Below are 26021 nucleotides of genomic sequence, written 5' to 3' on the forward strand. Positions count from 1 at the left end.
ACAGCGGCTGAGGGTTGACTGGTGAAGCTTGATTCCATGTACCAGGAAGTGATCCTGGACCACTACAAGCACCCCCACGGGCGCGGCCTGCGGGACGGCGACGCCGAGGTGCACCACGTCAACCCGACGTGCGGCGACGAGATCACTCTCCGGGTGAAGTACGACGGCGAGACCATCACCGATGTGTCGTACGAGGGTCAGGGTTGCTCCATCAGCCAGGCCAGCGCATCCGTGCTGAACGACCTGTTGGTCGGCAAGGAGCTGGGCGAGGCGCAGAAGATCCAGGAGACCTTCCTGGAACTGATGCAGTCGAAGGGCCAGCTGGAGCCGGACGACGCGATGGAGGAGGTACTGGAGGACGCGGTCGCGTTCGCCGGTGTCTCGAAGTACCCGGCCCGGGTCAAGTGCGCGCTATTGAGCTGGATGGCGTGGAAGGACGCGACGGCGAAAGCGCTGTCCGAAGGGAAGACGGCATGAGCGAGAACACGGTGACATCCAACGAGAGCCTGACGACCAAGCCGGCCTCCGAGGAGGAGGTCCGCGAAGCCCTGTACGACGTCGTCGACCCCGAGCTGGGCATCGACGTCGTCAACCTGGGCCTGATCTACGGCATCCATATCGATGACGCCAACATCGCCACCCTCGACATGACGCTTACGTCCGCGGCCTGCCCGCTGACCGATGTCATCGAGGACCAGGCGAAGTCCGCGACCGACGGCATCGTCAGCGAGCTGCGGATCAACTGGGTCTGGATGCCGCCGTGGGGCCCGGACAAGATCACGGACGACGGGCGCGAGCAGCTGCGCGCGCTCGGCTTCAACGTCTGAGCCATCTGCACCGCCGAACGGCCCCCGGCTTCTGCCGGGGGCCGTTCGGCGTTGTTCGTCTGCTGTACGCATGATGTGTCTCCGCCGTTGGCGCGGGAACCGCAACCTACTCCTCGACATCACGCCGACGAGAGGCACGCTGTGCTGCATCAGCTTTCGCTCCAGAACCGCCGGGCGGCCGCCGCCGCGGGCGGTGTTCTCGTACTGGCCGCTTTGGGGATCAACGCCCCCGCACACGCTGCGAGTTACGGAACGCCGACGATCGGGCTCTCGGTCTCCTACCTCTCCGGTGCCGTCGGCTCGGCCGGTGACCCCGTGGTCACCGTCACCGTCGCGCAGAGCGGCGCCGATGTCACCGCGCTCGGTGTGGCGGCGTCCGCCAGCTCCAAGTCGTCCGTCGCCGGAACCGGTGATGTGACCGTGACGGGGGCCGGCGCCACCCGGCAGCTCACGGTCGCCGCGCACGCACGCGGCTACACGGATCTCACGATCAAGGTCACCGGGCTCGGCGGCAAGACCGCCACCAAGACGCTGCACTACGCAGCGTCCGCCGGCGTGCAGAACTCCGCAGACACGCGCTACCTCACCGGGTCCTCGGACACCTCGGCCGCCGTCGATGTCGGCGGCGGGTACGCGGTCGTGGCCGACGACGAGTCCAACACGCTCCGGCTGTACAGCCGTTCGGCATCCGGGGCGCCCGTGAGAAGCTGGGACGTCGGCTCGGCGCTCGGGGCGGACAAGGAGATCGACATCGAGGGCGCGGCCCGGGTCGGGAACACCATCTACTGGACCGGTTCGCTCGGCAACAACAAGGACGGCGAATACAAGTCCGACCGCAACACCGTCTTCACCACGACGGTGACCGGGTCGGGCGCCGCCACCCAGTTGACGGTCGGCGGCTCGTACAAGAAGCTCCGGGACGACCTCGTCGCCTGGGACAAGGCGAACGGCAACCGGTACGGCTTCGCCGCGGGTACGGCGGACGGTGAAGCGCCCAAGCAGATCGACGGGTTCAACATCGAGGGCCTGGAGTTCGCGCCCGGCTCGACCGCCACCGCGTACCTCGGCTTCCGGGCGCCTCTCGTGCCGCCGAAGCAAGGGGGCAAGGCCCTGATCGTGCCTGTCACCAACTTCGACAAGGTGGCCGGCAGCGGGGCGAAGGCGGTCATCGGTACGCCGATCGAGCTGGACCTCGGCGGGCTCAGTATCCGGGACATCCGCAAGAACGCCGCCGATCAGTATCTGATCGTGGCCGGTTCCTGGGCGGCCGACGACAACTCCGACGCGTACGCCCTCTATACATGGGACGGCGTCGCCGCACACGCGCCGGTCAAGCGGGCCGATCTGCCGACCGCCGACCCGGGCGGCTGGGAGGCCGTCGTCGATGTTCCGGACCTGACTGTTCCGGGCGCCCGGGCGCAGCTGATCACGGACGCCGGATCGGCCGATCTGTACGGGGACGGCACGGAGGCGAAGGACCTCGACCACGCCGAGTGGAAGAAGTCCCGGGCCGTCTGGTTCACCGTCGGCGGCTGACGCGACGGGCGGCTTCGCGATTCGATGTGGTGAACGGCCATGCCCGCCAGGCAGACTGGCGGGCATGGCCGTTTCCTTCTACAGCATCGTCGTCGACACCCACGATCTTCCGTCGCTCGCCCGTTTCTGGTGTCAAGTGCTCGACTGGAAGGTGCTCTTCGAGGCCGACGACGAAATCGTCATCGGCGCAGACAAGTCCGCGGTTCCCGGTATCACCTTCGTCCCCGTGCCGGAGAAGAAGACGGCCAAGAGCCGGCTGCACATCGACCTCGCCCCCGACGACCAGGCAGTCGAGGTCGAGCGCATCATCGGGCTCGGGGCACGGCGGGTCGAGATCGGGCAGCGCGCGGATGCGAGCTGGGTGGTGCTGGCGGATCCCGAGGGGAACGAGTTCTGTGTGCTCACCCCGAAGAACTCGCTCATCGACTGAAAGACCCTAGGGGCCGTACTGCGGCGGTACGGCTGCCGCCTCGGCGAGGACCGGGCCCAGGTTCTCCGTACGCATGCGCCGGTCGACGTAGAGGAGTCCGGTCACCAGCTGCGGGAACGTTGCCGAGACGAGCTGACCGATCAGCTGTCCCAACAGGAGGATCACCACATAGCCGCTCATCGCGAAGACGATCGACGCGGGGTTCGGGTCGTCGTCCAGGGTCGAGCCCCCGATGATCCCGGAGAACATGCCGAGGAACGAGAACGGGATCTGGATGATGTAGTTCGCCACCGCCGCCATGGCGAAGGCCAGCAGGCTGATCCCGAAGATCCGCCACCAGTCGCCGCGCACCAGCTGCGACGAGCGGCGCAGTGCCGCCACGGGGCGCTGCCCCTCGAAGACCACGGCCGAGGGGGCCAGGCTGAATTTCACCCAGAGCCAGGCCGCCACGGGCGCGGTGGCCAGGGCGCCCAGGAAGCCGAGCGAGGTCCACACCGCGGCGCCGGCCCCGTCCGCCAGTGTGATGGCGCCGATCATGAGGGCGAGGAAGCCGATCATCGCCAGCACCACCGGGATCATCGCGATCAGGGCCGTCAGGATCACCGTTCCGATCAACGCCGGCACGCGGGCCCAGGCCCGGCGCCAGATGACGGAGAAGGTGGTCGGCCTGCCCAGTACGGCCTCCTGCAGGACCGCGGGAACGGTCGCGTACATCATGGCTGCGCTGATCATGAGTGCGGCCATGGCGATCAGCCAGACGGTGCCGAGGGCGATCAGTACCGGTGTGAGGTCCGTCGACGACGGGTCCTCCTCGGCGCTGAGCGAGATGATCCGGTGCAGATGGTCACTGACCGCGGAGTACGCGATCAGGGCCGCCGCCCCCACGACGACCAGCGCCCCGCCGTACACGGCCACACCGATGCCGAACAGCTGCTTCCAGTAGCGCCCCATCGCGCTGAAGGCGCCGCCGAGTATGTCCCCGAGCTTCAGGGGTGCCAGCGGTATCACTCCGGGCTTCGGCGGCGGCATCCAGCCGCCCCACCCCGGTGGCCCTCCGTACGGTGCTCCGCCGTACGGCGGACCGCCGCCCCACCCTGCGTCCTGCGCCACTGCTGCTCCGTTGTGTTGTCGTCCTGCGTGCTGGTCGGGACACCGTAGCGTCCCGGATGGCGCAAAGCTGCCGTACTGTGGTGCCAACAGCGATGCGTACACTCGTACACATGGGATATGGACTGCTTGCCGCGGCGATCGCGGCGGAGGTGGCCGGCACGACGGCCATGAAATACAGCGAGGGCTTCACCCGGCTCTGGCCCTCGCTCATCACCGTCGCGGGCTATCTCATAGCCTTCACGCTGCTCGCCCAGACGTTGAAGACGCTGTCGATGGGCACCGCCTATGCCATCTGGGCCGGGATCGGGACCGCCGCGGTCGCCGCCATCGGCATCCTCTTCATGGGGGAGTCCGGCAATCCGGTCAAGCTGGCGGGCATAGCGCTGGTCATCGCCGGAGTGGTGGTGCTGAATCTGGGAGGGGCCCACTGATGACACGCCGTTACGACCCCGAGCGGCGCGGCCGCATCATCGATGCCGCGATCCGGGTGGTCGGCGCCAAGGGCATCGCGGGGCTCAGCCACCGCTCCGTCGCGGCCGAGGCCGATGTGCCGCTCGGCTCGACGACGTATCACTTCGCCTCGCTGGACGAGCTGTTGATCGCGGCCCTGCGCCGGTCGAACGAGAACTTCGCCGAGGTCATGCGGGAGTGCGGGGCCCTGACAGACCCGGCCGCCGACCTTGCCGGGGAACTGGCCGGGCTGCTGGGGGAGTACTTCTCCGGTGGGCGCGGGCGGGCCGAGCTGGAGTACGAGCTGTACCTCGCCGCGCTCCGCAGACCCGCATTGCGGCCCGTCGCCGCCGAATGGACCGACGGCACGGCCGAGTTGCTGTCCCGGCGGACCGATCCGGCCACGGCGAGGGCGCTGATCGCGCTCATGGACGGGATCTGTCTGCAGGTGCTGCTCACCGGCGGGGAGTACGACGAGGCGTACGCGCGGGAGATGCTGGGCCGCGTCGCCGGCTGATGGCTCCGCACTCAAGCCCGACGGCTTCGGTTTCCGGGCTGCTCTGTTCTCAAGCGCCGTACCGGCCCGGCTTCCGGGCCGCTCCGGCCTCAAGTGCCCCTCACTCGCCGGACGGGCTTGCCCTTCGGATCGCTGTCAGCGCCGCCTGCACGCTCGCCTCGATGTCCGTGATCGGGTACAACGCCTCGCGGATCGTCCGGTCCCCGTCCACCACCAGCGTCAGCCGCTTCAGCCGGCTGGTCCCCGCCGCACGGAACGTCGGCAGTCGCAGCGCCGCCGTCAGCTCCAGCTCCGCGTCGGACAGCAGCGGGAAACGCAGCCGCTCCGCGTCCGCGAACGCCCGCTGCTCGTCCGGGCGTTGGGTGGACACCCCGTGCACGGTCGCGCCCGCCGCCGTGAACTCGGCCAACTGGTCGCGATACGTACAGGATTCGAGGGTGCAGCCGCTCGCCCCAGGGATCTCGGACCAGCCCGGCGGATAGGCGTCCCGGCGGGCGTAGGCGCTGGGGAAGCAGTACAGGACGGTGTACGGGGTGTCGGCGACCGGGTCGTGCAACACGCCGTCGTAGTCCAGCAGTTGCAGCTCGGGCAGGCGCATGCCCACCAGGGCGTGCACCCGGGCCGCCTCCTTCGACGCCTCCGTGGCCGTTGCCATCATCTCCCCGTCTCCCATCACCCAGGTGTCGCCCCAGTCCTGGAGCGCGATCAGTACGGGCAGCAGTGCGCGTCCACGCCGGGTGAGCCGGTACTCGTACCGGGGCGGCCGATCCTGGTACGGCTCCCGGGACAGCACTCCCGCGTCGACCAGCAGCCGCAGCCGCTCGGTCAGTACCTTGCGGGACACGCCCAGCTCTTCCTGGAGTGCGTCGAAGCGGTGCACCCCGCGCGCCGTGTCCCGCACGATCAGCAGGGTCCACCAGTCGCCGACGACATCGAGCGCCTGGGCGATCGCGCAGTCGGCGTCGGCCAGGCTGGTGCGCTGGGGCATGGGCTCCTCCTCCGCCGGTCTCCCGCGGTCGTCTCTTACCTGATTGACCTGTAGGAAAGCATGATGCCATAGTCCGTTCCCAAGGGAGACTCACTTGGGAGGGTGTCGCGTATGAGGTCCTTCGGGATCGTGCGGGCCGTACCGCGCACGGTACGGCTGCTGGCCTTCGGTTCCTTTCTCAATGGAGTCGTCAGCTTTACCTTCGTCTATCTCTTCATCTATCTGACCGGCCCGCGCGGACTGACCGTCCCGCAGGCCGGAGTGATCGCGGGCGTCGGCGGCATCGGCCTGGTCGCGGGGAACTTCACCGGCGGCTGGTTCGGCGACCACTACGGCCACCGCCGGATGCTCCTGACCGGTTCGCTGGTGAGCGGGACGGCGCTCGCCACCCTGCCGGTCCTGCCGGTCGCGGCGATGTACGGCGTGCTGCCGCTCGCGCAGTACGCGGCAGGTGTCGTACGCGCAGCCAACGCCGCACTCGTCGCCGTCTCCGTCCCCGAGGGCGGTCGGCGCCAGAGCTTCGCCCTCGTGCGGGCCGGGAGCAACGCGGCGTTCGCCGTCGGCCCGCCGCTCGGCGCGCTGATCGCCGCCCACTTCTCGTACGACTGGCTGTTCGTCGCCGACGGCCTCGGGACGCTGCTCTTCGCCGGATACGCGTCGATGGTGCTTCCGGCGCACGGCACCGCGCACAACCGGCCGGTGCGTGAGCCCGGTGCACCCGGGCTCTGGCGGGAGTTGCGGGCCAGGCCCGCCGTACTGGTCCTGCTCGCCGCGATCCTCTGCGTCGACCTCGTCTACCGGCAGCAGTACTCGACGCTGCCGGTCTTCCTGTCCGAGCACGGCCACAGCGCCCAGTTCTACGGCTGGCTGCTCTCCGTCAACGGCGGCCTCATCCTGCTGCTGGAACTCCCCGCGGCGCACGCGCTGCGCCGGCGCGCGCCGCTGAGCATCGTGGGCACCGGGCTGCTGCTCGTGGGGCTGGGATACGCGGTGCTGATCCCGGGGTCCGGGGCGCTGTTCGCCGTCACCATGATGGCGTCGCTGACCGCGGGCGAGATCCTCTACAAGACCACCGCGACGGCGTACGTCGCCGACCAGGCTCCCGCCCATGCGCAGGGCCGCTTCCAGAGCCTGTACGCGGGCGCCTCCATCAGCGGCCAGGTGCTGGCGCCGCCGATCGGCGGCGCCCTCTACGCCGCCGCGCCGGGACTGCTCTGGCCGGCCTGCGCGGTGCTGGCGGGCGGTGCGGGGGCGGCGGTGCTGGCGGTGCGGCGGCTGCGCGGGCCGGTGCGCGAGGTAGTACCCGCACCGGCACCCGAACGGCAGGCGCAGCCCGGCTGACCGGGCGGTCGTGGGCTCCCGGGGACCGCGCGCGACCATCCGGCGAGACCGGTTGGCTCCGGCGGTGCCTCGCCGGTTAGGTTCGTGTCATGACCGACACGACTCCTGCTCGCACCACCGGCGCCGTCGCCGCCGGCCTCGCCACCATCGCCGGCGACGGTTCCGTTCTCGACACCTGGTTCCCCGCCCCCGAGCTCACCGCAGAGCCCGGCCCGGCCGGAACCGAACGGCTCACCCCCGACCAGGCCGTCAACCTCCTCGGCGAGGGCGCCGCCAAGGCCATCGGCGTGGACGCCCGCCGCGGTGTCGAGATCGTCGCCGTACGTACGGTCATCGCCTCGCTCGACGACAAGCCGCTCGACGCGCACGACGCGTACCTGCGCCTGCACCTCCTCTCGCACCGCCTCGTCCAGCCGCACGGTCAGAACCTGGACGGCCTCTTCGGCCTCCTCACCAACGTCGCCTGGACCTCGCTCGGCCCGGTCTCCGTCGACGACGTGGAGAAGGTGCGGCTGAACGCCCGCGCCGAGGGCCTGCACCTCCAGGTCACCTCGGTCGACAAGTTCCCCCGGATGACGGACTACGTCGCGCCGAAGGGCGTCCGGATCGCCGACGCCGACCGGGTCAGGCTCGGCGCGCACCTCGCCTCCGGCACCACCGTCATGCACGAGGGCTTCGTCAACTTCAACGCGGGCACCCTCGGCACGTCGATGGTCGAGGGCCGGATCTCCGCCGGTGTCGTCGTCGGCAACGGCTCCGACATCGGCGGCGGAGCCTCCACCATGGGCACCCTCTCCGGCGGCGGCAAGGAGCGCATCGTCATCGGCGAGCGCTGCCTGATCGGCGCCGAGGCCGGTGTCGGGATCGCGCTCGGCGACGAGTGCGTCGTCGAGGCCGGGCTCTACATCACGGCCGGCAGCCGCATCACGCTGCCGGACGGCCAGATCGTCAAGGCCCGTGAGCTCTCCGGCGCCTCGAACATCCTCTTCCGCCGCAACTCGGTCACCGGCGCCGTCGAGGCCCGCCCGAACAACGCGGTCTGGGACGGCCTCAACGACGTCCTGCACAGCCACAACTAGCTCGTAGCGGCGAGGAGTTCCTCGTACGCCCTCCGCAGCCCGTCGGCCGCCTCGCGCCCGGCGGGCTGCAGCGGTTCCCGGACCGGTCCGGCGTCGAGCAGCGCCTTCGCCGTGACCGTGCCGGGCAGTCCGGACGCCATCATCAGCTCCGCGAGCGGGACGGTCAGCCGGTTGAGCCGGGCGGCCCCCGCGGTGTCCCCGGCGTCGAAGGCGTCCAGGACCGCCCTCAGCTGCCGGGGTGCGACATTGGCGACCGTGCTGACATAGCCCGCCGCGCCCACCGCGTACAACGGCAGATTCAGTTCCTCGCAGCCCGAGTAGTACGCCAGCGAGGTCGCGCCGATCACCTTCGTGGAGCCGAGCAGGTCGTACGCGCAGTCCTTCACGGCCACGATGCGCGGGTGCTCCGCCAGTCTCAGCAGGGTCTCCGGCTCGACGCGCGTGCCGGTGCGGCCGGGGATGTCGTACAGCATCAGCGGAAGGCCGGTCGCGTCGGCGACGCGACAAAAGTGCGCCTCGACGGCGGCCTGCGGCGGTCGGCTGTAGTACGGCGTCACCACCAACAGGCCGTCCGCGCCCGCCTGTTCGGCCTGCTGGGCGAGGGCCACAGTGTGCCGGGTGTCCGAGCTGCCGACCCCGGCGACGATCGGCACGCCGTCGCCGACCGCCGCCCTGACCGCCCGCAGCAGTGCGGTCTTCTCGGCGTCGGTGGTGGTCGGGGACTCGCCGGTGGTGCCGCTGAGCACCAGACCGTCGCAGCCGTCGGCGACCAGAGAGGTGGCATGCTTCTGGGCGGCGTCCTGGTCCAACGCGCCGGAAGCGGTGAACGGCGTGATCATCGCGCAGAGCGCGCGGCCGAAGGGGGCCACAGGTGCTGTCATCCCTGAAGTGTCGGTCGGCCGAACCGTGAAGGTCCACTTAGTTCTTCTTGGGGTGGAGGGGAAGAAATGCTCAACAATTGTGGGAGGGGGCTCCGCGCTCTGGCATGATCGAACGCCTATGCGGCCGACCGACACGGGGGCGGTTCATGAGCGTGCGGGAACCGAAACGGGCGAGGGCCGGGAGACGGAGGCCGACGGCGACCGTGCTCATGGCCGGGGCGCTGGGCCTGTCGCTCTCGGGATGCGCCGGATTTCTCGTGCCGGCGGGCGAGGGCGAGCCGGAGCCCACAGCGAGCGCCTCGTACGGGGTGCACGCCGACAAGCTGCCGTCACCGTTTCCCAGCATCTCCGCCGCGCTCCCCGACCGGCCGCCGCCTCCGTCGGGGCAGGGGCCCGCCCCCGCGCCCACCGCGGGCGCCGACTGTCCGTCCTCCGGAGTCGTCGTCGAGATGGGCGAGGTCGAGGCCGCGCTGGGCCACCGGGCCGTCGGCCTCACCCTCACCAACTGCGGCAGCAAGCCGTACCGCGTCGACGGGTATCCGTCCGTCCGGGCCCTGGACGACGCCGGTGACCCGCTGCCGGTCCCGGTGAATCCGGGCTCCTCCTACATGGGGAGCGACCCGGGGCCGAAGGAGGTCATGCTGAAGCCGGGGGAGACGATGCGGTCGCTCCTCGCCTGGGTCTCCACCCCGACCGGCGGCGACCTCATCGAGGGCGACGCGCTGGAGATCGCACCGGCCCCCGGCCTGGAAGCGCGCACCTTCCCGCTGGAGGGAAGCGACGTACGGCTGCTCGACGAGCTGAACATGACCGCCTGGCGGACCGAACCGTCCCGGTAGCCCGGCGAATCGAACGGCGGCGCTCGACGCCCTTTGGAGCGGGCGGGGTCAGCGGCGCGCCATGTAGAGGGCGAAGGCCTTGTGGAGCACCTTGTTGATCGGGTGGTCCCACTCGCCGATGTACTCGGCTGCGCGGCCGCCGGTGCCGACCTTGAAGCGCAGCAGGCCCAGGAGATGGTTGCTCTCGTCCAGGGTGTCGGTGATGCCACGCAGGTCGTAGACGGCCGCGCCCCGCTCGTGCGCGTCGCTCATCATGCGCCACTGGATGGCGTTGTTCGGCTGGACCTCGCGCTTGCGGCCGGTCGAGGCGCCATAGGAGTACCAGACGTGGTTCCCGACGGTCAGCATCGTCGCCGCGGCGAGCGTTTCGCCGTCGTGATGGGCGAGATAGAGCCGCATCCGGTCGGGGTCCTCGGTCCGCAGCGCGGTCCACATGCGCTGGAAGTAGACGAGCGGGCGGGGGATGAAGCGGTCGCGCTCGGCCGTCTCGCGGTACAGCTCGTAGAAGGCAGGGAGGTTCTCGTAACCGCCCTCGACGACCTTGACGCCCGCCTTCTCCGCCTTCTTGATGTTGCGCCGCCACTGCTGGTTCAGATTGCCCCGGATCGTCTCCAGCGACTGCCCGGCGAACGGTACCTGGAAGACGTACCGGGGCTGTCCGGCGCTGAAACCTTCCTCGCCGCCCTCCTCGCCCTGCTGCCACCCCAGTCGGCGCAGCTGCTCCACGACCTGGGCGGCCTGCGGCTCGTTCACATCCGCCTCCACGTCGCGCAGCCGACCGGTGGCCGGGTCGGCGATGGCGTCCTTGACGGTCCCGGCGTCCCAGCGCCGGGCGACCACCGGTGGGCCCATGCGCACCGAGAACGCACCCTGCGCCTTCAGATGCGCCAGCATCGGATCCAGCCACCGGCTCAGACCGGCGTCGTGCCAGTCGATGACGGGGCCCTCCGGCAGATAGGCCAGATAGCGCCGCACCCGGGGGATCGGCCGGTAGAGGACGAGCCCGGCTCCGACGATCCGTTCCGGGCCGGTGCCGTCCCGGTCGAACCAGCCGATGCTCCCCGCGCGCCAGTCGGGCTTCACATCGCCCCACGACGGAACCTGCATATGGCTCACGGCGGGCCGGCTCGCGACGAACGCCAGATGTTCCTCACGGGTGATCGCCTTGAGGCGCAGCTTCATGCGGTACTCCGTTCGTTGTCCTGTCGGTGGGCCTGACGGCGTCAACAGGGAGTGGTGTTGACCTCAAGCGCACTTGACGTATCAGTGTGGTCGGCAGCGGCGCACCGCATGGGTGCACCATTCAGGAGGACCCGTCATGAGTGTGCAATTCGAATCCCGTCCTGATCTTGCCCGTAACGACGTCGGACTGGTCAGGGCGAGCACCTGCGATGTCGGCACCCCCGAGCGGCAGCGGCAGACGGTCGAGGCCATCCGCAGGGCGTGGGACAGCCGTGAGTGGCCGCATCCGGGGCTTCTCTCGTACACCGTCCATGTCGGTGAGGACGGGAAAACGCTGTTCCACTACACCCAGTGGAGTGGGGAGCAGGCGTATCAGGACTTCTTCCGGCACGGCAGGGACGAACGCAACGCGGACATCGACGCCGCCGTGCCGGGCATCCAGCGGCTGGGGCTGCACACCCTTGAGCTGTACCGTTCCGCGCTGCCGCGGGAGGGGGACGGGCGGGAGCCGGGGTGCGTCGCGATCGTCGGCATCGAGTTCGAGGGGGCGGACAAGGCGCGGCAGCGGGACTGGGTGGACACCGTGTTCGAGGCGTTGGGGACCGATCCCGCGCCCGCCCCCGGCGGCATCTCCGGACACTTCCATGTGAGCACCGACGGAACGCGCGTACTCAATTACGCCGAATGGCAGAGCGCGCAGGCCCACGCCGACGCGCTGGCCGGGTCAGGTGACGGGATCGGGTCGAGGACGCCGCAGTGGGGGCGGGTGCAGTCGTACCCGGGGGTCGTCGGCTCAGGCGTGCACCGGTACACGCCCGCGCTCAGCATGGGGCCGAGGGCGGACGCGTAGCGTCGAGCGGGGGCTACGGGCGGAAGCGGAGCACCTGCGGGTCGTGGTCGCTGTTCTGGTCGGCGAACTCGGCGTTGATGTGCACGCTGTCGTAGCGGAAGTCGTCGATCGACGGGCTGGTCAGGATCTGGTCGAGGACCTGGGTGTTGCCCTGGTAGACGTACGAGTAACGCTCCGGGCGCGGCAGGGACTTCACCGCCGGGTACAGCACGCCACCGGCCGTCAGTGCCTTTGTCGTGCCGGAGAACTCGAAGTCGTTGATGTCGCCGACGACCAGGACGTCCGCGTTCTTCTGGACGCTCAGCAGCTTCTCGACGAAGGTGTTGACCGCCTCGGCCTGCGCGTGCCGCTGGACCTCCGACGAGCGGGTCGGCGGCTGGTGCTGCGAGACGATGGACTCGTCGCCGCCCTTGGACGCGAAGTGGTTGGCGACGACGAAGACCGTACGGCCGCGGAAGCTGAACTCTCCGGCGAGCGGCTTACGGCTGTTCTGCCACGCCGCGTTCGCCGGGTCGATCCGGCCGGGGGAGAGGGTCAGGGCCGCCCGGCTTTGCTCCCGCACGACATCGGTTGCCGTCGTCGCGTCGCCGCCCGCGCGGTCGGTGAACGACACCCGCTCCGGGTTGAAGAGGAACACCTGGCGGATGTTGCCGCCGGGCTCACCGCCGTCCTTCTTGTCCTCCGGGTCGATGGAACGCCACTCGTACGCCGGGCCGCCCGCCGCCACGATCGCGTCGGTGAACTTCTTGACGGTTTGGTCGGCGGCGACCGTACCGTCGTTCTTCGCGCCGTTGTTGTCCTGGATCTCCTCCAGCGCCACGATGTCGGGCGAGGCGAGGTTGTGGACCACGGCGGCGGCGAGCGCGTCGAACTTCTCCTGCGGGTCGCCCGGGTCGAGGTTCTCGACGTTGTACGTCGCCACCGCCAGCTCGCCGCCGCGCTGCTTGCGGGTCGTCTCCCGGCGCAGGCCCTTGCCGGTGACCGTGCCCAGGGTGCGGGCGGTCAGCGTGTAGCCGCCGTACTGGTTGAAGTCGAGCGGCCCCTCGGTCGTACCGGACAGCACATCACCGACATCGGCGGTGGGGAACGGCTGCTCGGCGAGCGGCACCAGCGACTGGATCTGGAGCCGGCCGGTGTTCTGCGCGGTGTACGAGCCGTAGACCGTCCCGCCGCGGCGGCTTGCGTTCTCGTGCGGCTTCACCGTCACCCACAGTTCGGCGTACGGGTCGGTGGCGCCGACCACCCGCGAGGTGCCGATGCGGATGTTCATGCCCTCCAGGGACTCGTAGTGGTCCAGGGCGTAGCGGGACGGGGCGAGGGGGAGCGCGTCGATGGAGCCGCCCGCCGCGGGGTCACCCTCCGGGGTGTACCGCGAGGGGACCGAGCGTTCCGAGACCGTCACCGGCGCGGGCAGCGCGTTGCCGGAGGACACCACCGCCACGGTGGGCCTGCTGATCTGGGTGAGCGACTGATTGCCGGAGGAGAGGCCGCCCGGGACGTACTCGGTGACCGTGCCGGAGACCGTGACCGCGTCACCGGCCGCGACGGTCGGCGCGGAGCCGGTGTAGACGAAGACGCCCTCGCTGGTGGCGGGGTCGGCGTCGGGCTCGGGGTCCTGGAACCAGAAGCCCTTCGAGCCGTACGTCCGTACACCCGTGACGATGCCCGCGACACCGCTGACCTGCCGGCCGGTGAGCGGGGATATCCGGGTGGTGCCCTGGATGTCGTGGATCCGGACCTGGCCGTCGGCGGACGGGGAGGCGGACGCGGAGGTGGTGGCTGCGCCGGTGAGCAGGCCCGCGGCGAGCGCAGCGGTGACTACGGCGGAGACAGCGGTCGTTCTGGACGATGCGGCGGGCATCACGGGCTCCGGGGGTATCGAGGGTCAGGAATGGGGGTCTACGCGCGTCAATCTCTTGTGTGGGCAAGGCAGTTGTCAAGGTCCCCCGGGTCGACTTCCGCTGTCCGTCGCATGAACCGGGTGGCATGGGGCGAAATGCGTCTACGCTTGGGCCGCCTGAACCCGTACGCCCCGTACGTCCCGAGGAGAACCACCTGATGTCCGCAGAGCGCCCCACCCTGCCGCCCGTACGGCTGCGCACCGAGGCCGAGCTGGCACGGGACGCGCTTGCCGCGCCGCTGCTCGCCCGCGCTGTCCGGCTCGCCCGCTGGGCGGGCCCGGAGACCCGGGTCGGCGCCGGCGGCGAGCTCGTCGAGGAACAGCTGCCCGCGGCGGCCGAGCACCTCGGCCTCACGGCGGACGAGGACGGTGCGGCGGAGGCGAGCGAGGCGTGGCGGCTCGCGGTCGACACGGGGCTCGTCGACATCGAGGACCCGGAGGAGGCCGCGGGAGAGGACGCGGAGGGGACCGCCTCCGCCGGTGAGAACCTGGCGCTGATCACCGGCGGTTCACCGCAGGACGTTCTCTCGATCTGGCTCGACGGTCTGGAGGCCGTCCACGCCGACGCCACCGCGCCCGTCTTCGAGGACTTCGCCGATCTCGTCGGCGAGGACGGCTCGATCGACTTCGAATCCCTGAACTGGGACCCGGAGGTCGAGGCGGAATTCCTCGACGGGGTCCTCGGCAATCTGTATCTGCTCACTGTCAGCGACGGCGGAGCGGACGCGGCGCCCGTACCGCTGCCCGCGCTCGCCGCGTCGATGATCGTGCCCGACGACATGGGCGAGCCCACCGACGACGTCCTTGAGCAGGTGTCCGAGGCGATGATGCGCCTCGACGACCAGTTCCGGGTCCTCGAACCCATCGGGATCGTCGAATACCGCCCGCTGGACGAGGCGTTGCTGGCCGAGGAGGGGGAGGACGCCACCCCGCCCGCCGACGACGAGGACGTCACCCGGTACGGAATGGTGAAGCTGACCCCGCTCGGCCTGTACGGCATCCGGGCCCGGATGCTGGAGGCCGGAGTGGACGCCCCGGCGATCGGTGACCTCGCGGACAAGGCCGCCGACGCACTCCTCGGCGGCATCGCGTACTACCCCGAGACGGCGGCGCGCAGCGAGGTCGAGCTGTGGCTCACCCGGCGCGGCGCGGACGGCGCCGCGGCCGAACTCCTCGCGGCGGCACGCGGCGCGGACCAGCAGGCACCGCTGCGCCGCCTGCACTGCCAGCAGGCGCTCGCCCTGGTCGGTGCGGAGGCGGAGCCCGCGGTACGCGCAGTATTGGACGACCCCGAGCTGGGCGGTCTCGCACGGGTCTGGCTCGCGGAGCTGGGCGCGGTGGACGTACCCGCACCGCCGGAGTCGATGATCTTCTGGCTCGCCATCGACACGATCGCGGCCCAGCTGGAGTCCGAGGGCGATCTGGAAGCGCTCCAGGGCCTGGTCGAGGGCCTGGCAGGCCGGCACAGCGGCTTCTTCGACGAGGCGTGGCGCGTGGAACACCCGGCCACGGCGGACGTCCTCGAAGCGATGGGGCGGCTGCACAGCGACAAGAAGAAGGCCAAGGAGGCCCGCAAGGCGGCGTTCAAGGCGCGGTCGCGGACAGGGGCCTGAGACCCAGGCGGTTGCGCCGCCCGCTCACGCGGGCGGCGTGAGCGTGGCGGTTCGCGGCGGACGCCACGGAACGGGCGCGCCATCCACTCCGGCCGACCACATCCGGCCAACTGCACAGGAAGGATGCCCCTCGACGTCGTCCGTAGTTCAACTGGTGTTGGCGCAGGGGCGCGACTGTGGGCGCGCCAACAATCTGCCCAGTTGCTCCAGGAGTACGTGATGCCCTTCACGCGCAGGGAATTCACCAGAACGTCCGCCCTCACCGGTGCCGGCATCGCCCTGACCGGTACGGTCGCCGCGCTGGCCACCGCGCCCGGTGCCCTGGCCGCAGAGGACTCGAAGCACGGCCACGACGGCCACGGTCACGACCACGGTCACAGCCACGAGCCCGGCTACGGGCCGCTGATCGCCGACCCCGAGGGACTCCTCGCGCTGCCCGTCGGCTTCTCCTACAAGGTCATCACCCACAGCGGTGTCACCAAGCTGGAGTCCGGCGAGTACACCCCCTCCAACCACGACGGCACGGCCACCTTCGAGGGCCCGCGCGGCGTCACCCTGCTCGTCAACAACCACGAGCTGAGCGGCACCCGTGCCGGCTGGGAGCACCCGGTGCCGCTGGCCGAGGGCCTCGTCTACGACCCGGTCGCGGCCGGCGGCTGCACCGTCGTGGAGACCCGCCACGACGGCCGAACCGCCGAGTGGGTCGGCATCGCCGGTACGTCCACCAACTGTGCGGGTGGCGCCTCCCCGTGGGGCACTTGGCTCACCTGCGAGGAGACCGAGGACAAGGCCGGCAAGAACGGCCTGCTCAAGGATCACGGTTACGTCTTCGAGGTCGACCCGTACGACAAGCGCGCCAACCGTGACCCGCGCCCGATCAAGGCGCTCGGCCGGTACGCCCACGAGGCCGTCGTCATCGACCCCAAGCGCGGCCACGCCTACCTGACCGAGGACGCCGCGGGCCCCAACGGACTGCTCTACCGCTGGGTTCCGCCGCACGGCTTCCGGCACGGCCGCGGCAAGCTGCGCACGCTCGCCGACGACGCCGGTGTCCTCCAGGCCACCAAGTGCTTCGACAGCAGCGGCAAGTTCGTCGACGACCTGTCCCGCGCCACCAAGATCGGCACGGTGTACGGCGTGGACTGGGTCGACGTACCCGACCGTGACGCGAAGACCGTCTCGGTGCGCAAGCAGTTCGCGGACAGCGAGGTCACCCGCGCACGCAAGCTCGAAGGCATGTGGTGGGGCGACGGCGGCGCGTACATCGTCTCCTCGTTCGCCCGCGCGGAGAGCCCGGTCCAGCACGACGGCCAGGTCTGGTTCTACGACCCGAAGCGCCGCACGCTGACGCTGAAGGTGCTCCTCGGTGTGAACGCCGACCCGTCGAAGGACGGCGCCTTCGACGGCCCGGACAACATCACCGTCTCGCCGTACGGCGGTCTGGTCATCTCCGAGGACGGCAACGGCATCCAGCACCTGTTCGGGGCGACCGACAGCGGTCGCACGTACCCGATCGCCCGCAACGAGCTGAACATCGGCAGCGAACAGGAGCCGGAGTACAGCGAGTTCACCGGTGTCACGTTCTCGCCCGATGGCAAGACGCTGTACGCCAACATCCAGACGCCGGGCATCATGCTCGCCATCACCGGTCCGTGGAAGCGCCAGCCGAACCGTCACTGACGTCCGGTACCACCGGAGGCCGGGTGAGTCGCCCGCGCGTAATTCCCTCGCGCGCCGTGGAGTTCCCCTCTAGAGTCCTGTCTGTGTCCAGGTGCGCAGGCAGGACCTACTTCCACTGATAATGGGGATGTCGCGGGTTCGAGTCCCGCCACCGGAACTCGTTCCGGTGTAGCTCAGTTGGCAGAGCACCTTCGTCGGTTCCGCCGACCCTGATCTCTGGACATCACAACTTCATCAGCAATGACTGCATGCACCTCCCGGTGCGCAGGCTGCGGCTACTTCTTGCCATGAAACTGCCGCCGCCGACTCTGATCTCGGGAGGCACAGACATCGGGGGGTGCCCGGTGCGCAGGTGACGGATACTTCTCGGATCTGACGGTTGCGGGTTCAAGTCCCGTCCGGCCACGGCCGGTAGCTCAAGGGGTGGAGCATCAGGCAAGCCCGTCGCCGACTCCTGATCTCGGGCACCCTTTCCCGCTGTGCCTTCTCCCAATGAATTCGGGGGAATTCACATGGCACGCTTCAACATCCGCATCACCAAGCCCCGCACCACCTCGCCCGTGAAGTCGACCGGGCGCACCGCGCCGACCCATCAGGGCGGCCGAGGACATCTCCGCGACAACCGCTCCGAGCTGTTTCTGCTCGCGGTCGCCAATTTCGTTTCGCAGCAGACCTTCTACGAGGACGGCGAGCGGCGCGACAACCGGTTCGCCGAACTGGTGCGGGTGCTCGCCGTCGGCGACCCCGAGTGGACCGCCGGTCTGCTCCATTGGCTGCGCCGCGACGGTCAGATGCGTACCGCTTCGATCGTCGGCGCCGCCGAGTATGTGAAGGCGCGGCTCGACGCGGGGGCCGAGGACGGACCGTCCAACCGGCAGGTCGTCGACTCCGTCCTGCTGCGCGCCGACGAGCCCGGTGAACTTCTCGGGTACTGGACCTCGCGCTACGGCCGCGCCGTGCCCAAGCCCGTCAAGCGCGGCATCGCCGATGCCGTGCGCCGCCTCTACAACGGCAAGTCGCTGCTGAAGTACGACACCGCGTCCAAGGGCTACCGCTTCGGCGACATCCTGAATCTGGTGCACGCCTCGCCCGACCCGGAGAAGCCGTGGCAGGGCGAGCTGTTCCGGTACGCCCTCGACCGTCGCCACCACCCGGAGGCGGCCGTGGTGCCGGCCTCCAATCGCACCCTCACCGCCCACCGTGCGCTGATGGAGCTGCCGGTCGAGGAGCGGCGGGCAGTGGTCGACGGTGCGGACGGTGCGGACCGGCTGGCTGCGGCGGGCATGACCTGGGAGGCCCTGGCGGGCTGGCTGCAGGGGCCGATGGACGCCAAGGCCTGGGAAGCGGTGATTCCGTCGATGGGTGCGATGGCGCTCGTCCGCAATCTGCGCAACTTCGACGAGGCGGGCGTATCGGACGAGGTCGCCGCGCAGGTGGCTGCGAAGATCTGCGATCCGGCCGTGGTCGCCGCATCGCGGCAGTTCCCGTTCCGCTACCTCGCCGCCTACCAGCACGCGCCCTCGCTGCGCTGGGCACATCCGCTGGAGAAGGCGCTCGGCCACTCCCTGGGCAATGTGCCCGCGCTGCCGGGGCGGACGCTGATCCTGGTCGACCGCTCGGGCTCGATGTGGTCGCCGCTCTCGGACCGCTCGCAGCTCAACCGGGCCGACGCCGCCGCGATCTTCGGTACGGCACTGGCACTACGGGCGGCCGACGCCGATCTCGTGCAGTTCGGTACGAACAGCGCACCGGTGAAGTACCGCCGGGGCGAGTCCGTGCTGAAGGTCCTGGAGCGCTTCGGTGACCTCGGCGGCACCAACACCGCGGAGGCGGTGCGCCGGCACTACCGGAAGCACGACCGGGTACTGATCGTCACCGACGAGCAGGCGTCGTTCTCGTACGCCGCGGATGCCACCGCGGCCGTGCCGTCCGGCGTGCCCGTCTACACCTGGAACCTGGCCGGATACCGGGTCGGGCACGCCCCGTCGGGAGGCGGGAATCGCCACACCTTCGGGGGTCTTTCGGACGCGGCGTTCCGCATGGTGCCGCTGCTGGAAGCGGGCCGGGACGCGGACTGGCCCTGGAATCTCTGATTACGAATCCGGCATCAGTGCGCCCCCAGAAGTGGACGGGCATGGCGTCGGGCGTTCCCAGGGCGCATACTCAAGGTAATGAAACAGTCAGCCGGATCCCGGCGTCACCTGCCTTCCAGTCCCTTCAACCGCCCGGCCCAGGCGGCCCCACCGGTCGAATTGTTCGATGTGGGCGACAGGGTGTCGCACGATCAGTTCGGACTCGGTCGCGTCCTTGCTGTCGAGGGCGACAACGACGCAGTGCTCATCGACTTCTCGGGGCGACAGGGGAGGATCCTGAGCCCGTACTCCAAGCTGACCAAGCTCTGAGAGAGGCGGCAACGCACAGCGTCCGCGTCCCCGTTACGCTCTCCGGCTTCAGGGGCACCTGCCATTCGCAGGTGCCCCTGAAGCCGTGTGTCGGAAGCTCTTGCGGGGTTACAGCGCCTGGGCGGCGGGCTTCACCATGCCTCGGACGGTGCGCGACTTCACGAAGTCGCCCATCGCCGTCATCTCCCACTCGCCGGAGAACTGCTTGATCAGCTTGGCCATCATCACGCCGGTCTGCGGCTCGGCGCCGGTCAGGTCGAAGCGGACCAGTTCCTCGCCGGTGGCGGCGTCGATCAGCCGGCAGTAGGCCTTGGCGACATCGCTGAACTTCTGGCCGGTGAAAGAGTTGACTGTGAAGACCAGGCCGGTCGCCTCCGCGGGGATCCGGCCCAGGTCGACGACGATCACCTCGTCGTCCCCCGCGCCCTCGCCCGTGAGGTTGTCGCCGGAGTGCTTGATGGCACCGTTCAGGATGGAGAGCTTGCCGAAGTAGCAGCTGTCCAGGTGGTTCCGGTTGGGACCGTAGGCGATCACCGAGGCGTCGAGGTCGATGTCCTTGCCGCGGAACGCGGGCTCCCAGCCGAGGCCCATCTTGACCTGGGAGAGCAGCGGCCGGCCGCCCTTGACCAGGGAGACGGTCTGGTTCTTCTGGAGGCTGACCCGGCCCTTGTCGAGGTTGATCTTGCCGGAGGCGGCGGGCGCGGGAGCAGCGGCAGGCGGGGCCGCGGGGGCCGCAGGCGCGGGGATCCGTGGGTCCACCGGGGCGGCGGTGGGCATCGGGGGCGCGACGGGGGTGGGCGCGGGCGCGGCGGCGGGCTCCTCCTCGACCGAGACGCCGAAGTCAGTGGCGATACCGGCCAGTCCGTTCGCATAGCCCTGGCCGACCGCGCGGGCCTTCCAGGCGCCGTTGCGGAGATAGACCTCGATGACCACGAGCGCCGTCTCGGTGCCCAGCTGGGGCGGGGTGAAGGTGGCGAGCACACTGCCGTCGTCGGCGTTGCGCACGGTCGCGGTGGGCTCGATGCTCTGGAAGGTCTGGCCCGCCGCATCCGGGCTCGCCGTGACGACGATCTTCTCGATGCCGGACGGGACCGCGGTGGTGTCCACCACGATCGCGTCCGGTGCGGTGCCGCCGCCGGAGCGGTAGCTCACGCCGGGGCCGGCGGGCTGGTTGTAGAAGATGAAGTCGTCGTCGGAGCGCACCCTGCCGTCGGCGGTGAGCAGCAGGCCCGAAACGTCGAGCCGCACCGGTGCGGAGACGTCCACTGCCACGCGGGCGGCGGAGAGAGGGATGTTCGAGCCGGGGGTCATAGCGGTCATGCACGGGGTAACGAACGACCGGGCTTTGCCGTTCCCTTACCTTCGCGGACCTTCGGCCGTGCGGGGCCGGAGCCCCTCCATCAGCGATTGCGGGGGTGGTTGCGGGCCGTGCGCTCGTTGCCGTGCTTGTACGCCCCGGTCCATCGGGCCATCACGAGTTGCGCGTCCCCGGATGCCACCTCGGCCAGGAACTTCTCGGCCCGGCCGCCGCGCAGCGTGCCCGCGGGGCGGCCGTGGTGGGTGATGGTGACGCTCGCGTCGCCGTGCTGCTCGTACAGGAATCCGGAAGGTCTCGGCATGGCTCCGCATCCTGCCGTCTGTCAGGGTGCGCTGTCGCGAGGATTTCCGCGGACCCGAGCCGCGGGTTCAGTGCGGCCAGATCGGCGGGTTGGTGCAGAACTGGCCGCCGAGGTGGGCGTGGTCGGGGTTGTCCGGGTCCAGCTCACCCTGTTCGGCGATGAGCTTGGCCGCGTACGGTTCCGAGTCGTCCCTCGGCTCGTATCCGAGCGAGCGGGCCGTCGTCAGGTCCCACCACAGCCGGGTGTTGTCGGACGAGCCGTGGACGACGGTGTGCCGCACGTCCTCGGCGGTGAGCGCGGCGTGGAAGAGCCGGGCGCCGTCCTCGGGGCTCATCCAGACCGAGAGCATCCGTACGGATGTCGGTTCGGGGAAGCAGGAGCCGATGCGTACGGAGACGGTCTCCACGCCGTGCCGGTCCCAGTACAACTGGGCGAGGTCCTCGCCGAAGGACTTGGACAGGCCGTAGAAGGTGTCGGGGCGGCGCGGGGCGTCGATGGGGATCAGCGGGTCGCCGGGCAGCGGGCGGGGGGTGTAGCCGACGACATGGTTGGAGGAGGCGAACACGATGCGCCCGACGTCCTCTTCGCGCGCGGCCTCGTAGAGGTTGTACGTCCCCTCGATGTTCGCCTTCAGGATCTTGTCGAACGAGGCTTCCAGGGAGATGCCCGCGAGGTGGATGATCGCGTCGACACCCCGTACGGCCTCGCGCAGCGCCTTCTTGTCACCGAGATCGGCCGTGATCGCGTCCGGCTCGCCCTCGACCGGGGCGATGTCGAGGAGGCGGAGCTCGTAGCCGTACGCGGGCAGAAGTCCGCGCATCAGGGTGCCGAGGCCGCCGGCGGCGCCGGTGAGCAGGACGGTGCGGGGAGCGGGCATATGCGGATCTCCTCGGTACTTAGGTGCACGCGCGCGGCCTGCGCGCGCGTGCGCGGCCCCTGCGGTACCTGCGACATGTACCCGCGGGACGTCAAATCCATGGACAGTATTCATATGCATGGACAAGCTAAGAAGTCGTGACGTACTGCGTCAAGTGTCGGGCACCCCTCTCGCGGAGCCTCCCGTGGAGTCGGTAACTCCGTCTTTGCGATCGGGCGGGTTGCGCGTTCCCGCCTTGACCTGTGCCGGGCTGCTGCCTTAGCGTGAGGGTGTTCATGAATATGGACACCGATCAGAAGTGTGTACGCCTGAACCTGCTCAGGGAGCGCCCGTGACCTCAGCCCCTCTTGCCGCCCGACTCACCCGTGTCGCCGGGCCGCTCTTCTTCCCCGTCACCGCGTACGGACCGGACGGCGCGATCGACGTCGACGCCTTCCGCGCGCATGTACGGACCGGCATCGACGCCGGTGCTGCGGCCGTCTTCGCCTGCTGCGGCACCGGTGAGTTCCATGCCCTGACGCCGGAGGAATTCCGCCTCGTCGTCGCCGCGGCCGTCGAGGAGACCGCCGGAGAGGTGCCCGTCGTCGCGGGAGCCGGATACGGCACGGCGCTCGCGATCCAGTACGCGAAGCTCGCCGAGGAAGCGGGCGCGGACGGGCTCCTCGCCATGCCCCCGTATCTCGTCCTCGCCGACCAGGCAGGGCTGCTGAGCCACTACACGGCGCTCGCCGCGGCCACCGGTCTGGAGACGATCGTCTATCAGCGGGACAATGCCGTCTTCACCCCGGAGACCGTTGTCGCACTGGCCGGGACGCCCGGCATCATCGGCCTCAAGGACGGCTACGGCGACCTCGACCTGATGCAGCGGATCGTCAGCGCCGTCCGCACCGAACTGCCCGGCCAGGACTTCCTCTACTTCAACGGGCTGCCCACCGCCGAACTCACCGGCCTCGCCTACCGGGGCATCGGCGTCACCCTCTATTCCTCCGCCGTCTTCGCCTTCGCACCCGACATCGCGCTCGCCTTCTACCGGGCGCTGGACTCCGGCGACGACGATCTCGCGGGCGCGCTCCTCGACCACTTCTACCGGCCGCTCGTCGAATTGCGTGCCAAGGGCCGCGGCTACGCGGTCTCGCTCGTCAAGGCAGCCGTCCGGCTGGGCGGCCTGGACGTGGGCGAGGTCCGCACCCCGCTCAGCGAGCCGCCCGCCGCCCACATCGAGGAGCTCACCGAGATCATCGCGCGCGGCCGCGCCCTGCTGGAGAAGTACGGGCAGGAGCAGCGCGGGTGAAGACTTCCGCCTTCCTCTACCCGTGGGACGTCGTCGGCGACCCGGACGCGGCTGCCCGCGTCGCCGACCTGGGAGTCCAGCAGGTGACGCTCGCCGCCGCCTATCACTCCACCCGGGCGCTGACCCCGCGCCACCCCGGCCGCCGCATCGTCACGGCCGAGCATGCCGCGGTGCTCTACCCGCCGGGCGCCGCCCGGTGGGCGGGGCGCGAGCTCCGTCCGTACGAGCAGTCCTGGGTGGCCTCGGCCGATCCGTACGCCGAGGCCGCACAGGCCCTCACCGACGCCGGTCTTGAGGTGCACACCTGGGTGGTCCTGGCGCACAACTCCCGGCTGGGCGCCGAGCACCCGGACACCTCCGTGGTCAACGCGTACGGCGACCGCTACCCCTGGGCGCCGTGCATCGCACGGCCCGCGGTGGGCGAGTACCTGGTCGCTCTGGCGGCGGAGGCGGCGGTACGCGGTGGTGCGCGCGGCACCGAGCTGGAGTCCTGCGGCTGGTACGGCTTCGCGCATCTGCACGCCCACGACAAGATCGCGGGCGTCGGCCTCGGGGACGCGGCACAGTATCTGATGTCGCTCTGCTTCTGCCCCGACTGCCGGACCGGATACGCCGAACACGGCCTGGACGCCGACGAGTTGGCCGCGACCGTACGCCGCGCGCTGAAGCCTGCCTGGTCCGGTTCCGGCTCCCCGGAGGTCGGGTGGGCGGGCATCGAGAAGCTCCTCGGCGCCGACCTCGCCGCCGCCACCCTCCAGTGGCGCGGCCGGGTCGCACGTACGCTCCAGGAGTCCGCGGTCGCCGCCGTACGGGCGGCGGCGGAGCCGGGCTTCCAGGTGCTGCTGCACGCCGACCCCGCGCCGTACCGCTGTGGCGCCAACGTCGGTGTCGACCCGGAGCACATCCTGTCCGTGGCGGACGGCGTGGTGCTGCCCTGCACCGGCGGCGACGCGGCGCGCGAGGCCGTACTCGGCCCGTTCGCCGGGCGCGAGGGCGTGCTCGCGGCCAACTTCACCGTGGTCACGGGGATGGGCGGCAGCCCCACCACGCTGGAGCGCGACGCCGCGCATGCGGCATCGTGCGGCGCGAACCAACTGCGCCTGTACCACGCCGGGTTGGCCTCCGACCCGGACCTCGGGACCGTCGCCCGAGCACTGTCACGCCTCGGTCGATGAAGGAAGCGGGCCGGTGGGGGCGTCCGTCAGCCGTCCCCGCCGGTCCGTGACCAGCAGCACCGCCGTCAGCAACGCCGCCGCGCCCACCAGCGGCAGCAGCACCCGTATGTCCACCAGCGCGACCAGCCCCGCGCCGAGCCCCAGCGCCACCGCGTTGGGCGCGAACATCAGCGTGCCGGCGGTCGCCGCCGTCCGGCCCAGGAGCGCGTCCGGCGTCTCCCGCTGCACCGCCGTCATCGCGGCGATCAGTACACACGGCAGTCCGGCCCCGATCAGGCCGCAGGCCACCAGCGCCACCGCGTCGTACGGCAGCGCCCGCAGCCCCACCGCCACCGCGAACACGGCGATCCCCGCCGCCGTGAACACCCGTTCCGGCAGCCGCCGCAGCAGTGGCCCGGCCAGTAGCCCGATCATGATGGACCCGACGCCCTGCGCCACGGAGAGCACACCCGCGTACGAGGGGGAGTGACCGAGCCTCCCGTCCACGACGGCGTACAGCGTCGCCCCGTTGAGACCGGCGCACAGCATCGTGACCGATCCGGCGAGCACCAGCGGCCGCAGCACTGGCGACCCCCAGACCTGCCGCATCCCGGCGGCCCATCCGCCCTCCCGGTCCCTGACCGTCGCCGGGTCCTGCTTCCGTACCCGCAGCAGTCCGTAGAGCCCGGCGGCCAGCGCGAAGGAGGCCGCGTCCAGCAGGGCCACCGAGGCGCCCCCGAAGCGGGCGTAGAGCGCCGCACCGGTGAGCGGGGCCAGCAGCTTCATGCCCTCGTTCGCCATCATCCGCAAGCCGTTGAAATCGCCCAGCAGGCGGGCGTCCACGGCCTGTGCGACCAGGGCCGACTCGGCCGAGTCCATCAGCACGAAGCTGGTCCCGTACAGCACGAGCACCGCGAAAAGGATCCAGATCCGCCCCGCCGAATCCACCGCGGTCAAGGTGGTCAGCAGCAGGGCCATGACGACGTTCGACCAGACCAGCAGCGGCTTCCTGGGCCATCGGTCGGCCACCGCCCCGAGGGCCGGCCCGAAGAGCACCGGCAGCCAGACGGCGAAGAGGGCGAGCGCCGCCAGACTGTCCGAGCCGGTCAGCGACTTGACCCAGATCCCCGCCGCCAGCGACATCGCGGAACTGCCGAATCCGGAGACGACGACCGCCGTGAGAAACAGCCCCGCCGTACGGTCCCGCAGCACCCGTACCGTTGCCGACCTTGCCGTCGCACCCACCGCAGCCCTCCTGATCCGCACGCTCGTCACGTGGTCAGGCTGGTGAGTAAGGACGTCCGACGGCATCGGGCGGATGCCCTACTCCTACTCGGCCGCACCCGTTGCCACTGCACCGGGCGTACGGCGCATGCCGGATGTCCGTGAAGTTCTTCTGTCAGAAGCGTTGGACAGTACGTGCTGGAGGCGATCAAGCACGCGATCCTCACCGCG

The 26021-nt window shown here is 70.3% G+C and carries 25 protein-coding genes and 1 tRNA gene; 17 read left to right on the plus strand and 9 right to left on the minus strand.

Translation table 11 applies throughout. The features are described 5' to 3' along the window. Positions 1 to 21 precede the first annotated feature (21 nt). The 4 genes from sufU to OG953_RS32465 all read left to right on the plus strand — a co-directional run bounded on the left by sufU (position 22) and on the right by OG953_RS32465 (position 2793). Positions 22 to 477, plus strand: a complete 456-nt coding sequence (gene sufU, locus OG953_RS32450) for a Fe-S cluster assembly sulfur transfer protein SufU (protein ID WP_114243911.1) — start codon at positions 22 to 24, stop codon at positions 475 to 477. Then, positions 474 to 827: a metal-sulfur cluster assembly factor gene (locus OG953_RS32455; RefSeq protein WP_405688787.1), complete on the plus strand. Its 354-nt coding sequence runs from the start codon at positions 474 to 476 to the stop codon at positions 825 to 827. Before sufU ends, OG953_RS32455 begins: the two co-directional genes overlap by 4 nt. A gap of 141 nt (positions 828 to 968) precedes the next feature. After that, complete coding sequence (locus OG953_RS32460; RefSeq protein WP_405688788.1) at positions 969 to 2363, plus strand: hypothetical protein; 1395 nt, start codon at positions 969 to 971, stop codon at positions 2361 to 2363. 64 nt (positions 2364 to 2427) lie between these two features. Continuing rightward, positions 2428 to 2793: a VOC family protein gene (locus OG953_RS32465; protein WP_405688789.1), complete on the plus strand. Its 366-nt coding sequence runs from the start codon at positions 2428 to 2430 to the stop codon at positions 2791 to 2793. A gap of 6 nt (positions 2794 to 2799) precedes the next feature. On the opposite strand, the gene OG953_RS32470 is transcribed toward OG953_RS32465, so the two are convergent. Then, positions 2800 to 3903 carry a hypothetical protein gene (locus OG953_RS32470; RefSeq protein WP_405688791.1) on the minus strand — a complete coding sequence of 368 codons (1104 nt, stop codon included), beginning with the start codon at positions 3901 to 3903 and terminating at the stop codon, positions 2800 to 2802. A 110-nt stretch (positions 3904 to 4013) separates the two neighbouring features. Between OG953_RS32470 and OG953_RS32475 the strand changes: the two genes are divergently transcribed. Continuing rightward, complete coding sequence (locus tag OG953_RS32475; protein WP_093899538.1) at positions 4014 to 4334, plus strand: multidrug efflux SMR transporter; 321 nt, start codon at positions 4014 to 4016, stop codon at positions 4332 to 4334. Then, on the plus strand, positions 4334 to 4870 hold the full coding sequence (locus OG953_RS32480) for a TetR/AcrR family transcriptional regulator (protein WP_114243907.1): 537 nt from the start codon (positions 4334 to 4336) through the stop codon (positions 4868 to 4870). The genes OG953_RS32475 and OG953_RS32480 overlap by 1 nt, the downstream gene beginning before the upstream one ends. A 100-nt stretch (positions 4871 to 4970) precedes the next feature. Here the strand turns inward: OG953_RS32480 and OG953_RS32485 are convergent, their stop codons facing one another. After that, positions 4971 to 5858, minus strand: a complete 888-nt coding sequence (locus tag OG953_RS32485) for a winged helix-turn-helix transcriptional regulator (protein ID WP_405688792.1) — start codon at positions 5856 to 5858, stop codon at positions 4971 to 4973. Positions 5859 to 5969: 111 nt separating this feature from the next. On the opposite strand from OG953_RS32485, the gene OG953_RS32490 reads away from it, so the two are divergent. Next, positions 5970 to 7199: an MFS transporter gene (locus OG953_RS32490; RefSeq protein WP_405688793.1), complete on the plus strand. Its 1230-nt coding sequence runs from the start codon at positions 5970 to 5972 to the stop codon at positions 7197 to 7199. Positions 7200 to 7288: 89 nt separating this feature from the next. Next, on the plus strand, positions 7289 to 8278 hold the full coding sequence (gene dapD, locus OG953_RS32495) for a 2,3,4,5-tetrahydropyridine-2,6-dicarboxylate N-succinyltransferase (protein ID WP_405688794.1): 990 nt from the start codon (positions 7289 to 7291) through the stop codon (positions 8276 to 8278). Here the strand turns inward: dapD and dapA are convergent. Then, positions 8275 to 9159, minus strand: a complete 885-nt coding sequence (gene dapA / locus OG953_RS32500; protein WP_405688795.1) for a 4-hydroxy-tetrahydrodipicolinate synthase — start codon at positions 9157 to 9159, stop codon at positions 8275 to 8277. The two genes, dapD and dapA, sit on opposite strands and share 4 nt — an antisense overlap. A gap of 209 nt (positions 9160 to 9368) precedes the next feature. Here dapA and OG953_RS32505 point away from each other — a divergent pair, with 209 nt between their 5' ends. Continuing rightward, positions 9369 to 9998 (plus strand): DUF4232 domain-containing protein, encoded by a 630-nt coding sequence (locus tag OG953_RS32505; RefSeq protein ID WP_405688796.1) that lies wholly within the window; start codon positions 9369 to 9371, stop codon positions 9996 to 9998. Between the two features lie 48 nt (positions 9999 to 10046). Here the strand turns inward: OG953_RS32505 and OG953_RS32510 are convergent, their stop codons facing one another. Continuing rightward, positions 10047 to 11180 (minus strand): lipid II:glycine glycyltransferase FemX, encoded by a 1134-nt coding sequence (locus tag OG953_RS32510; protein WP_405688797.1) that lies wholly within the window; start codon positions 11178 to 11180, stop codon positions 10047 to 10049. Between the two features lie 136 nt (positions 11181 to 11316). On the opposite strand from OG953_RS32510, the gene OG953_RS32515 reads away from it, so the two are divergent. Next, positions 11317 to 12030, plus strand: a complete 714-nt coding sequence (locus tag OG953_RS32515) for an antibiotic biosynthesis monooxygenase (RefSeq protein ID WP_405688798.1) — start codon at positions 11317 to 11319, stop codon at positions 12028 to 12030. 13 nt (positions 12031 to 12043) lie between these two features. Here OG953_RS32515 and OG953_RS32520 read toward each other — a convergent pair whose 3' ends face one another. Beyond that, positions 12044 to 13891 (minus strand): endonuclease/exonuclease/phosphatase family protein, encoded by a 1848-nt coding sequence (locus OG953_RS32520; protein ID WP_405688799.1) that lies wholly within the window; start codon positions 13889 to 13891, stop codon positions 12044 to 12046. Between the two features lie 197 nt (positions 13892 to 14088). On the opposite strand from OG953_RS32520, the gene OG953_RS32525 reads away from it, so the two are divergent. From OG953_RS32525 to OG953_RS32545, 5 genes are all read left to right on the plus strand, one after another. Continuing rightward, positions 14089 to 15543 (plus strand): hypothetical protein, encoded by a 1455-nt coding sequence (locus tag OG953_RS32525; RefSeq protein WP_405688800.1) that lies wholly within the window; start codon positions 14089 to 14091, stop codon positions 15541 to 15543. 219 nt (positions 15544 to 15762) lie between these two features. Then, positions 15763 to 17223: an alkaline phosphatase PhoX gene (locus OG953_RS32530; RefSeq protein ID WP_405688801.1), complete on the plus strand. Its 1461-nt coding sequence runs from the start codon at positions 15763 to 15765 to the stop codon at positions 17221 to 17223. 75 nt (positions 17224 to 17298) lie between these two features. Then, positions 17299 to 17380: transfer RNA gene (locus OG953_RS32535), tRNA-Ile, on the plus strand. Positions 17381 to 17735: 355 nt separating this feature from the next. After that, positions 17736 to 19316, plus strand: a complete 1581-nt coding sequence (locus tag OG953_RS32540; protein ID WP_405688802.1) for a TROVE domain-containing protein — start codon at positions 17736 to 17738, stop codon at positions 19314 to 19316. Positions 19317 to 19394: 78 nt separating this feature from the next. Next, a complete protein-coding gene (locus OG953_RS32545) occupies positions 19395 to 19625 on the plus strand; it encodes a hypothetical protein (RefSeq protein WP_037711258.1) in 231 nt (76 codons plus the stop codon). A gap of 108 nt (positions 19626 to 19733) precedes the next feature. Here OG953_RS32545 and OG953_RS32550 read toward each other — a convergent pair whose 3' ends face one another. From OG953_RS32550 to OG953_RS32560, 3 genes are all read right to left on the minus strand, one after another. Next, a complete protein-coding gene (locus OG953_RS32550; RefSeq protein ID WP_405688803.1) occupies positions 19734 to 20945 on the minus strand; it encodes a TerD family protein in 1212 nt (403 codons plus the stop codon). Between the two features lie 80 nt (positions 20946 to 21025). Continuing rightward, a complete protein-coding gene (locus OG953_RS32555) occupies positions 21026 to 21244 on the minus strand; it encodes a hypothetical protein (RefSeq protein ID WP_405688804.1) in 219 nt (72 codons plus the stop codon). Positions 21245 to 21311: 67 nt separating this feature from the next. Beyond that, complete coding sequence (locus tag OG953_RS32560) at positions 21312 to 22121, minus strand: NAD-dependent epimerase/dehydratase family protein (RefSeq protein WP_405688805.1); 810 nt, start codon at positions 22119 to 22121, stop codon at positions 21312 to 21314. Positions 22122 to 22452: 331 nt separating this feature from the next. On the opposite strand from OG953_RS32560, the gene OG953_RS32565 reads away from it, so the two are divergent. Further along, positions 22453 to 23412: a 5-dehydro-4-deoxyglucarate dehydratase gene (locus OG953_RS32565; RefSeq protein WP_405688806.1), complete on the plus strand. Its 960-nt coding sequence runs from the start codon at positions 22453 to 22455 to the stop codon at positions 23410 to 23412. After that, a complete protein-coding gene (locus OG953_RS32570; RefSeq protein ID WP_405688808.1) occupies positions 23409 to 24587 on the plus strand; it encodes a hypothetical protein in 1179 nt (392 codons plus the stop codon). Before OG953_RS32565 ends, OG953_RS32570 begins: the two co-directional genes overlap by 4 nt. Here the strand turns inward: OG953_RS32570 and OG953_RS32575 are convergent. Then, positions 24570 to 25811, minus strand: coding sequence for an MFS transporter (locus OG953_RS32575; protein ID WP_405688810.1), 1242 nt, complete (start codon positions 25809 to 25811; stop codon positions 24570 to 24572). The two genes, OG953_RS32570 and OG953_RS32575, sit on opposite strands and share 18 nt — an antisense overlap. Between the last annotated feature and the right edge of the window lie 210 nt (positions 25812 to 26021).

The sequence above is a fragment of the Streptomyces sp. NBC_00057 genome (assembly GCF_045041165.1).
Taxonomy (GTDB): domain Bacteria; phylum Actinomycetota; class Actinomycetes; order Streptomycetales; family Streptomycetaceae; genus Streptomyces.

Excerpts from the sequence above, each read along its gene's own strand:
- OG953_RS32480 (WP_114243907.1), top strand. The coding sequence starts at position 4,334 with ATGACACGCCGTTACGACCCCGAGCGGCGCGGCCGCATCATCGATGCC.
- OG953_RS32465 (WP_405688789.1), top strand. The coding sequence starts at position 2,428 with ATGGCCGTTTCCTTCTACAGCATCGTCGTCGACACCCACGATCTTCCG.
- dapD (WP_405688794.1), top strand. The coding sequence starts at position 7,289 with ATGACCGACACGACTCCTGCTCGCACCACCGGCGCCGTCGCCGCCGGC.
- OG953_RS32525 (WP_405688800.1), top strand. The coding sequence starts at position 14,089 with ATGTCCGCAGAGCGCCCCACCCTGCCGCCCGTACGGCTGCGCACCGAG.
- dapA (WP_405688795.1), bottom strand. The coding sequence starts at position 9,159 with ATGACAGCACCTGTGGCCCCCTTCGGCCGCGCGCTCTGCGCGATGATC.
- OG953_RS32540 (WP_405688802.1), top strand. The coding sequence starts at position 17,736 with ATGGCACGCTTCAACATCCGCATCACCAAGCCCCGCACCACCTCGCCC.
- OG953_RS32510 (WP_405688797.1), bottom strand. The coding sequence starts at position 11,180 with ATGAAGCTGCGCCTCAAGGCGATCACCCGTGAGGAACATCTGGCGTTC.
- OG953_RS32515 (WP_405688798.1), top strand. The coding sequence starts at position 11,317 with ATGAGTGTGCAATTCGAATCCCGTCCTGATCTTGCCCGTAACGACGTC.
- OG953_RS32475 (WP_093899538.1), top strand. The coding sequence starts at position 4,014 with ATGGGATATGGACTGCTTGCCGCGGCGATCGCGGCGGAGGTGGCCGGC.
- OG953_RS32505 (WP_405688796.1), top strand. The coding sequence starts at position 9,369 with ATGGCCGGGGCGCTGGGCCTGTCGCTCTCGGGATGCGCCGGATTTCTC.
- OG953_RS32545 (WP_037711258.1), top strand. The coding sequence starts at position 19,395 with ATGAAACAGTCAGCCGGATCCCGGCGTCACCTGCCTTCCAGTCCCTTC.
- OG953_RS32490 (WP_405688793.1), top strand. The coding sequence starts at position 5,970 with ATGAGGTCCTTCGGGATCGTGCGGGCCGTACCGCGCACGGTACGGCTG.
- OG953_RS32520 (WP_405688799.1), bottom strand. The coding sequence starts at position 13,891 with ATGCCCGCCGCATCGTCCAGAACGACCGCTGTCTCCGCCGTAGTCACC.
- OG953_RS32485 (WP_405688792.1), bottom strand. The coding sequence starts at position 5,858 with ATGCCCCAGCGCACCAGCCTGGCCGACGCCGACTGCGCGATCGCCCAG.
- OG953_RS32530 (WP_405688801.1), top strand. The coding sequence starts at position 15,763 with ATGCCCTTCACGCGCAGGGAATTCACCAGAACGTCCGCCCTCACCGGT.
- OG953_RS32550 (WP_405688803.1), bottom strand. The coding sequence starts at position 20,945 with ATGACCGCTATGACCCCCGGCTCGAACATCCCTCTCTCCGCCGCCCGC.
- OG953_RS32555 (WP_405688804.1), bottom strand. The coding sequence starts at position 21,244 with ATGCCGAGACCTTCCGGATTCCTGTACGAGCAGCACGGCGACGCGAGC.
- OG953_RS32455 (WP_405688787.1), top strand. The coding sequence starts at position 474 with ATGAGCGAGAACACGGTGACATCCAACGAGAGCCTGACGACCAAGCCG.
- OG953_RS32560 (WP_405688805.1), bottom strand. The coding sequence starts at position 22,121 with ATGCCCGCTCCCCGCACCGTCCTGCTCACCGGCGCCGCCGGCGGCCTC.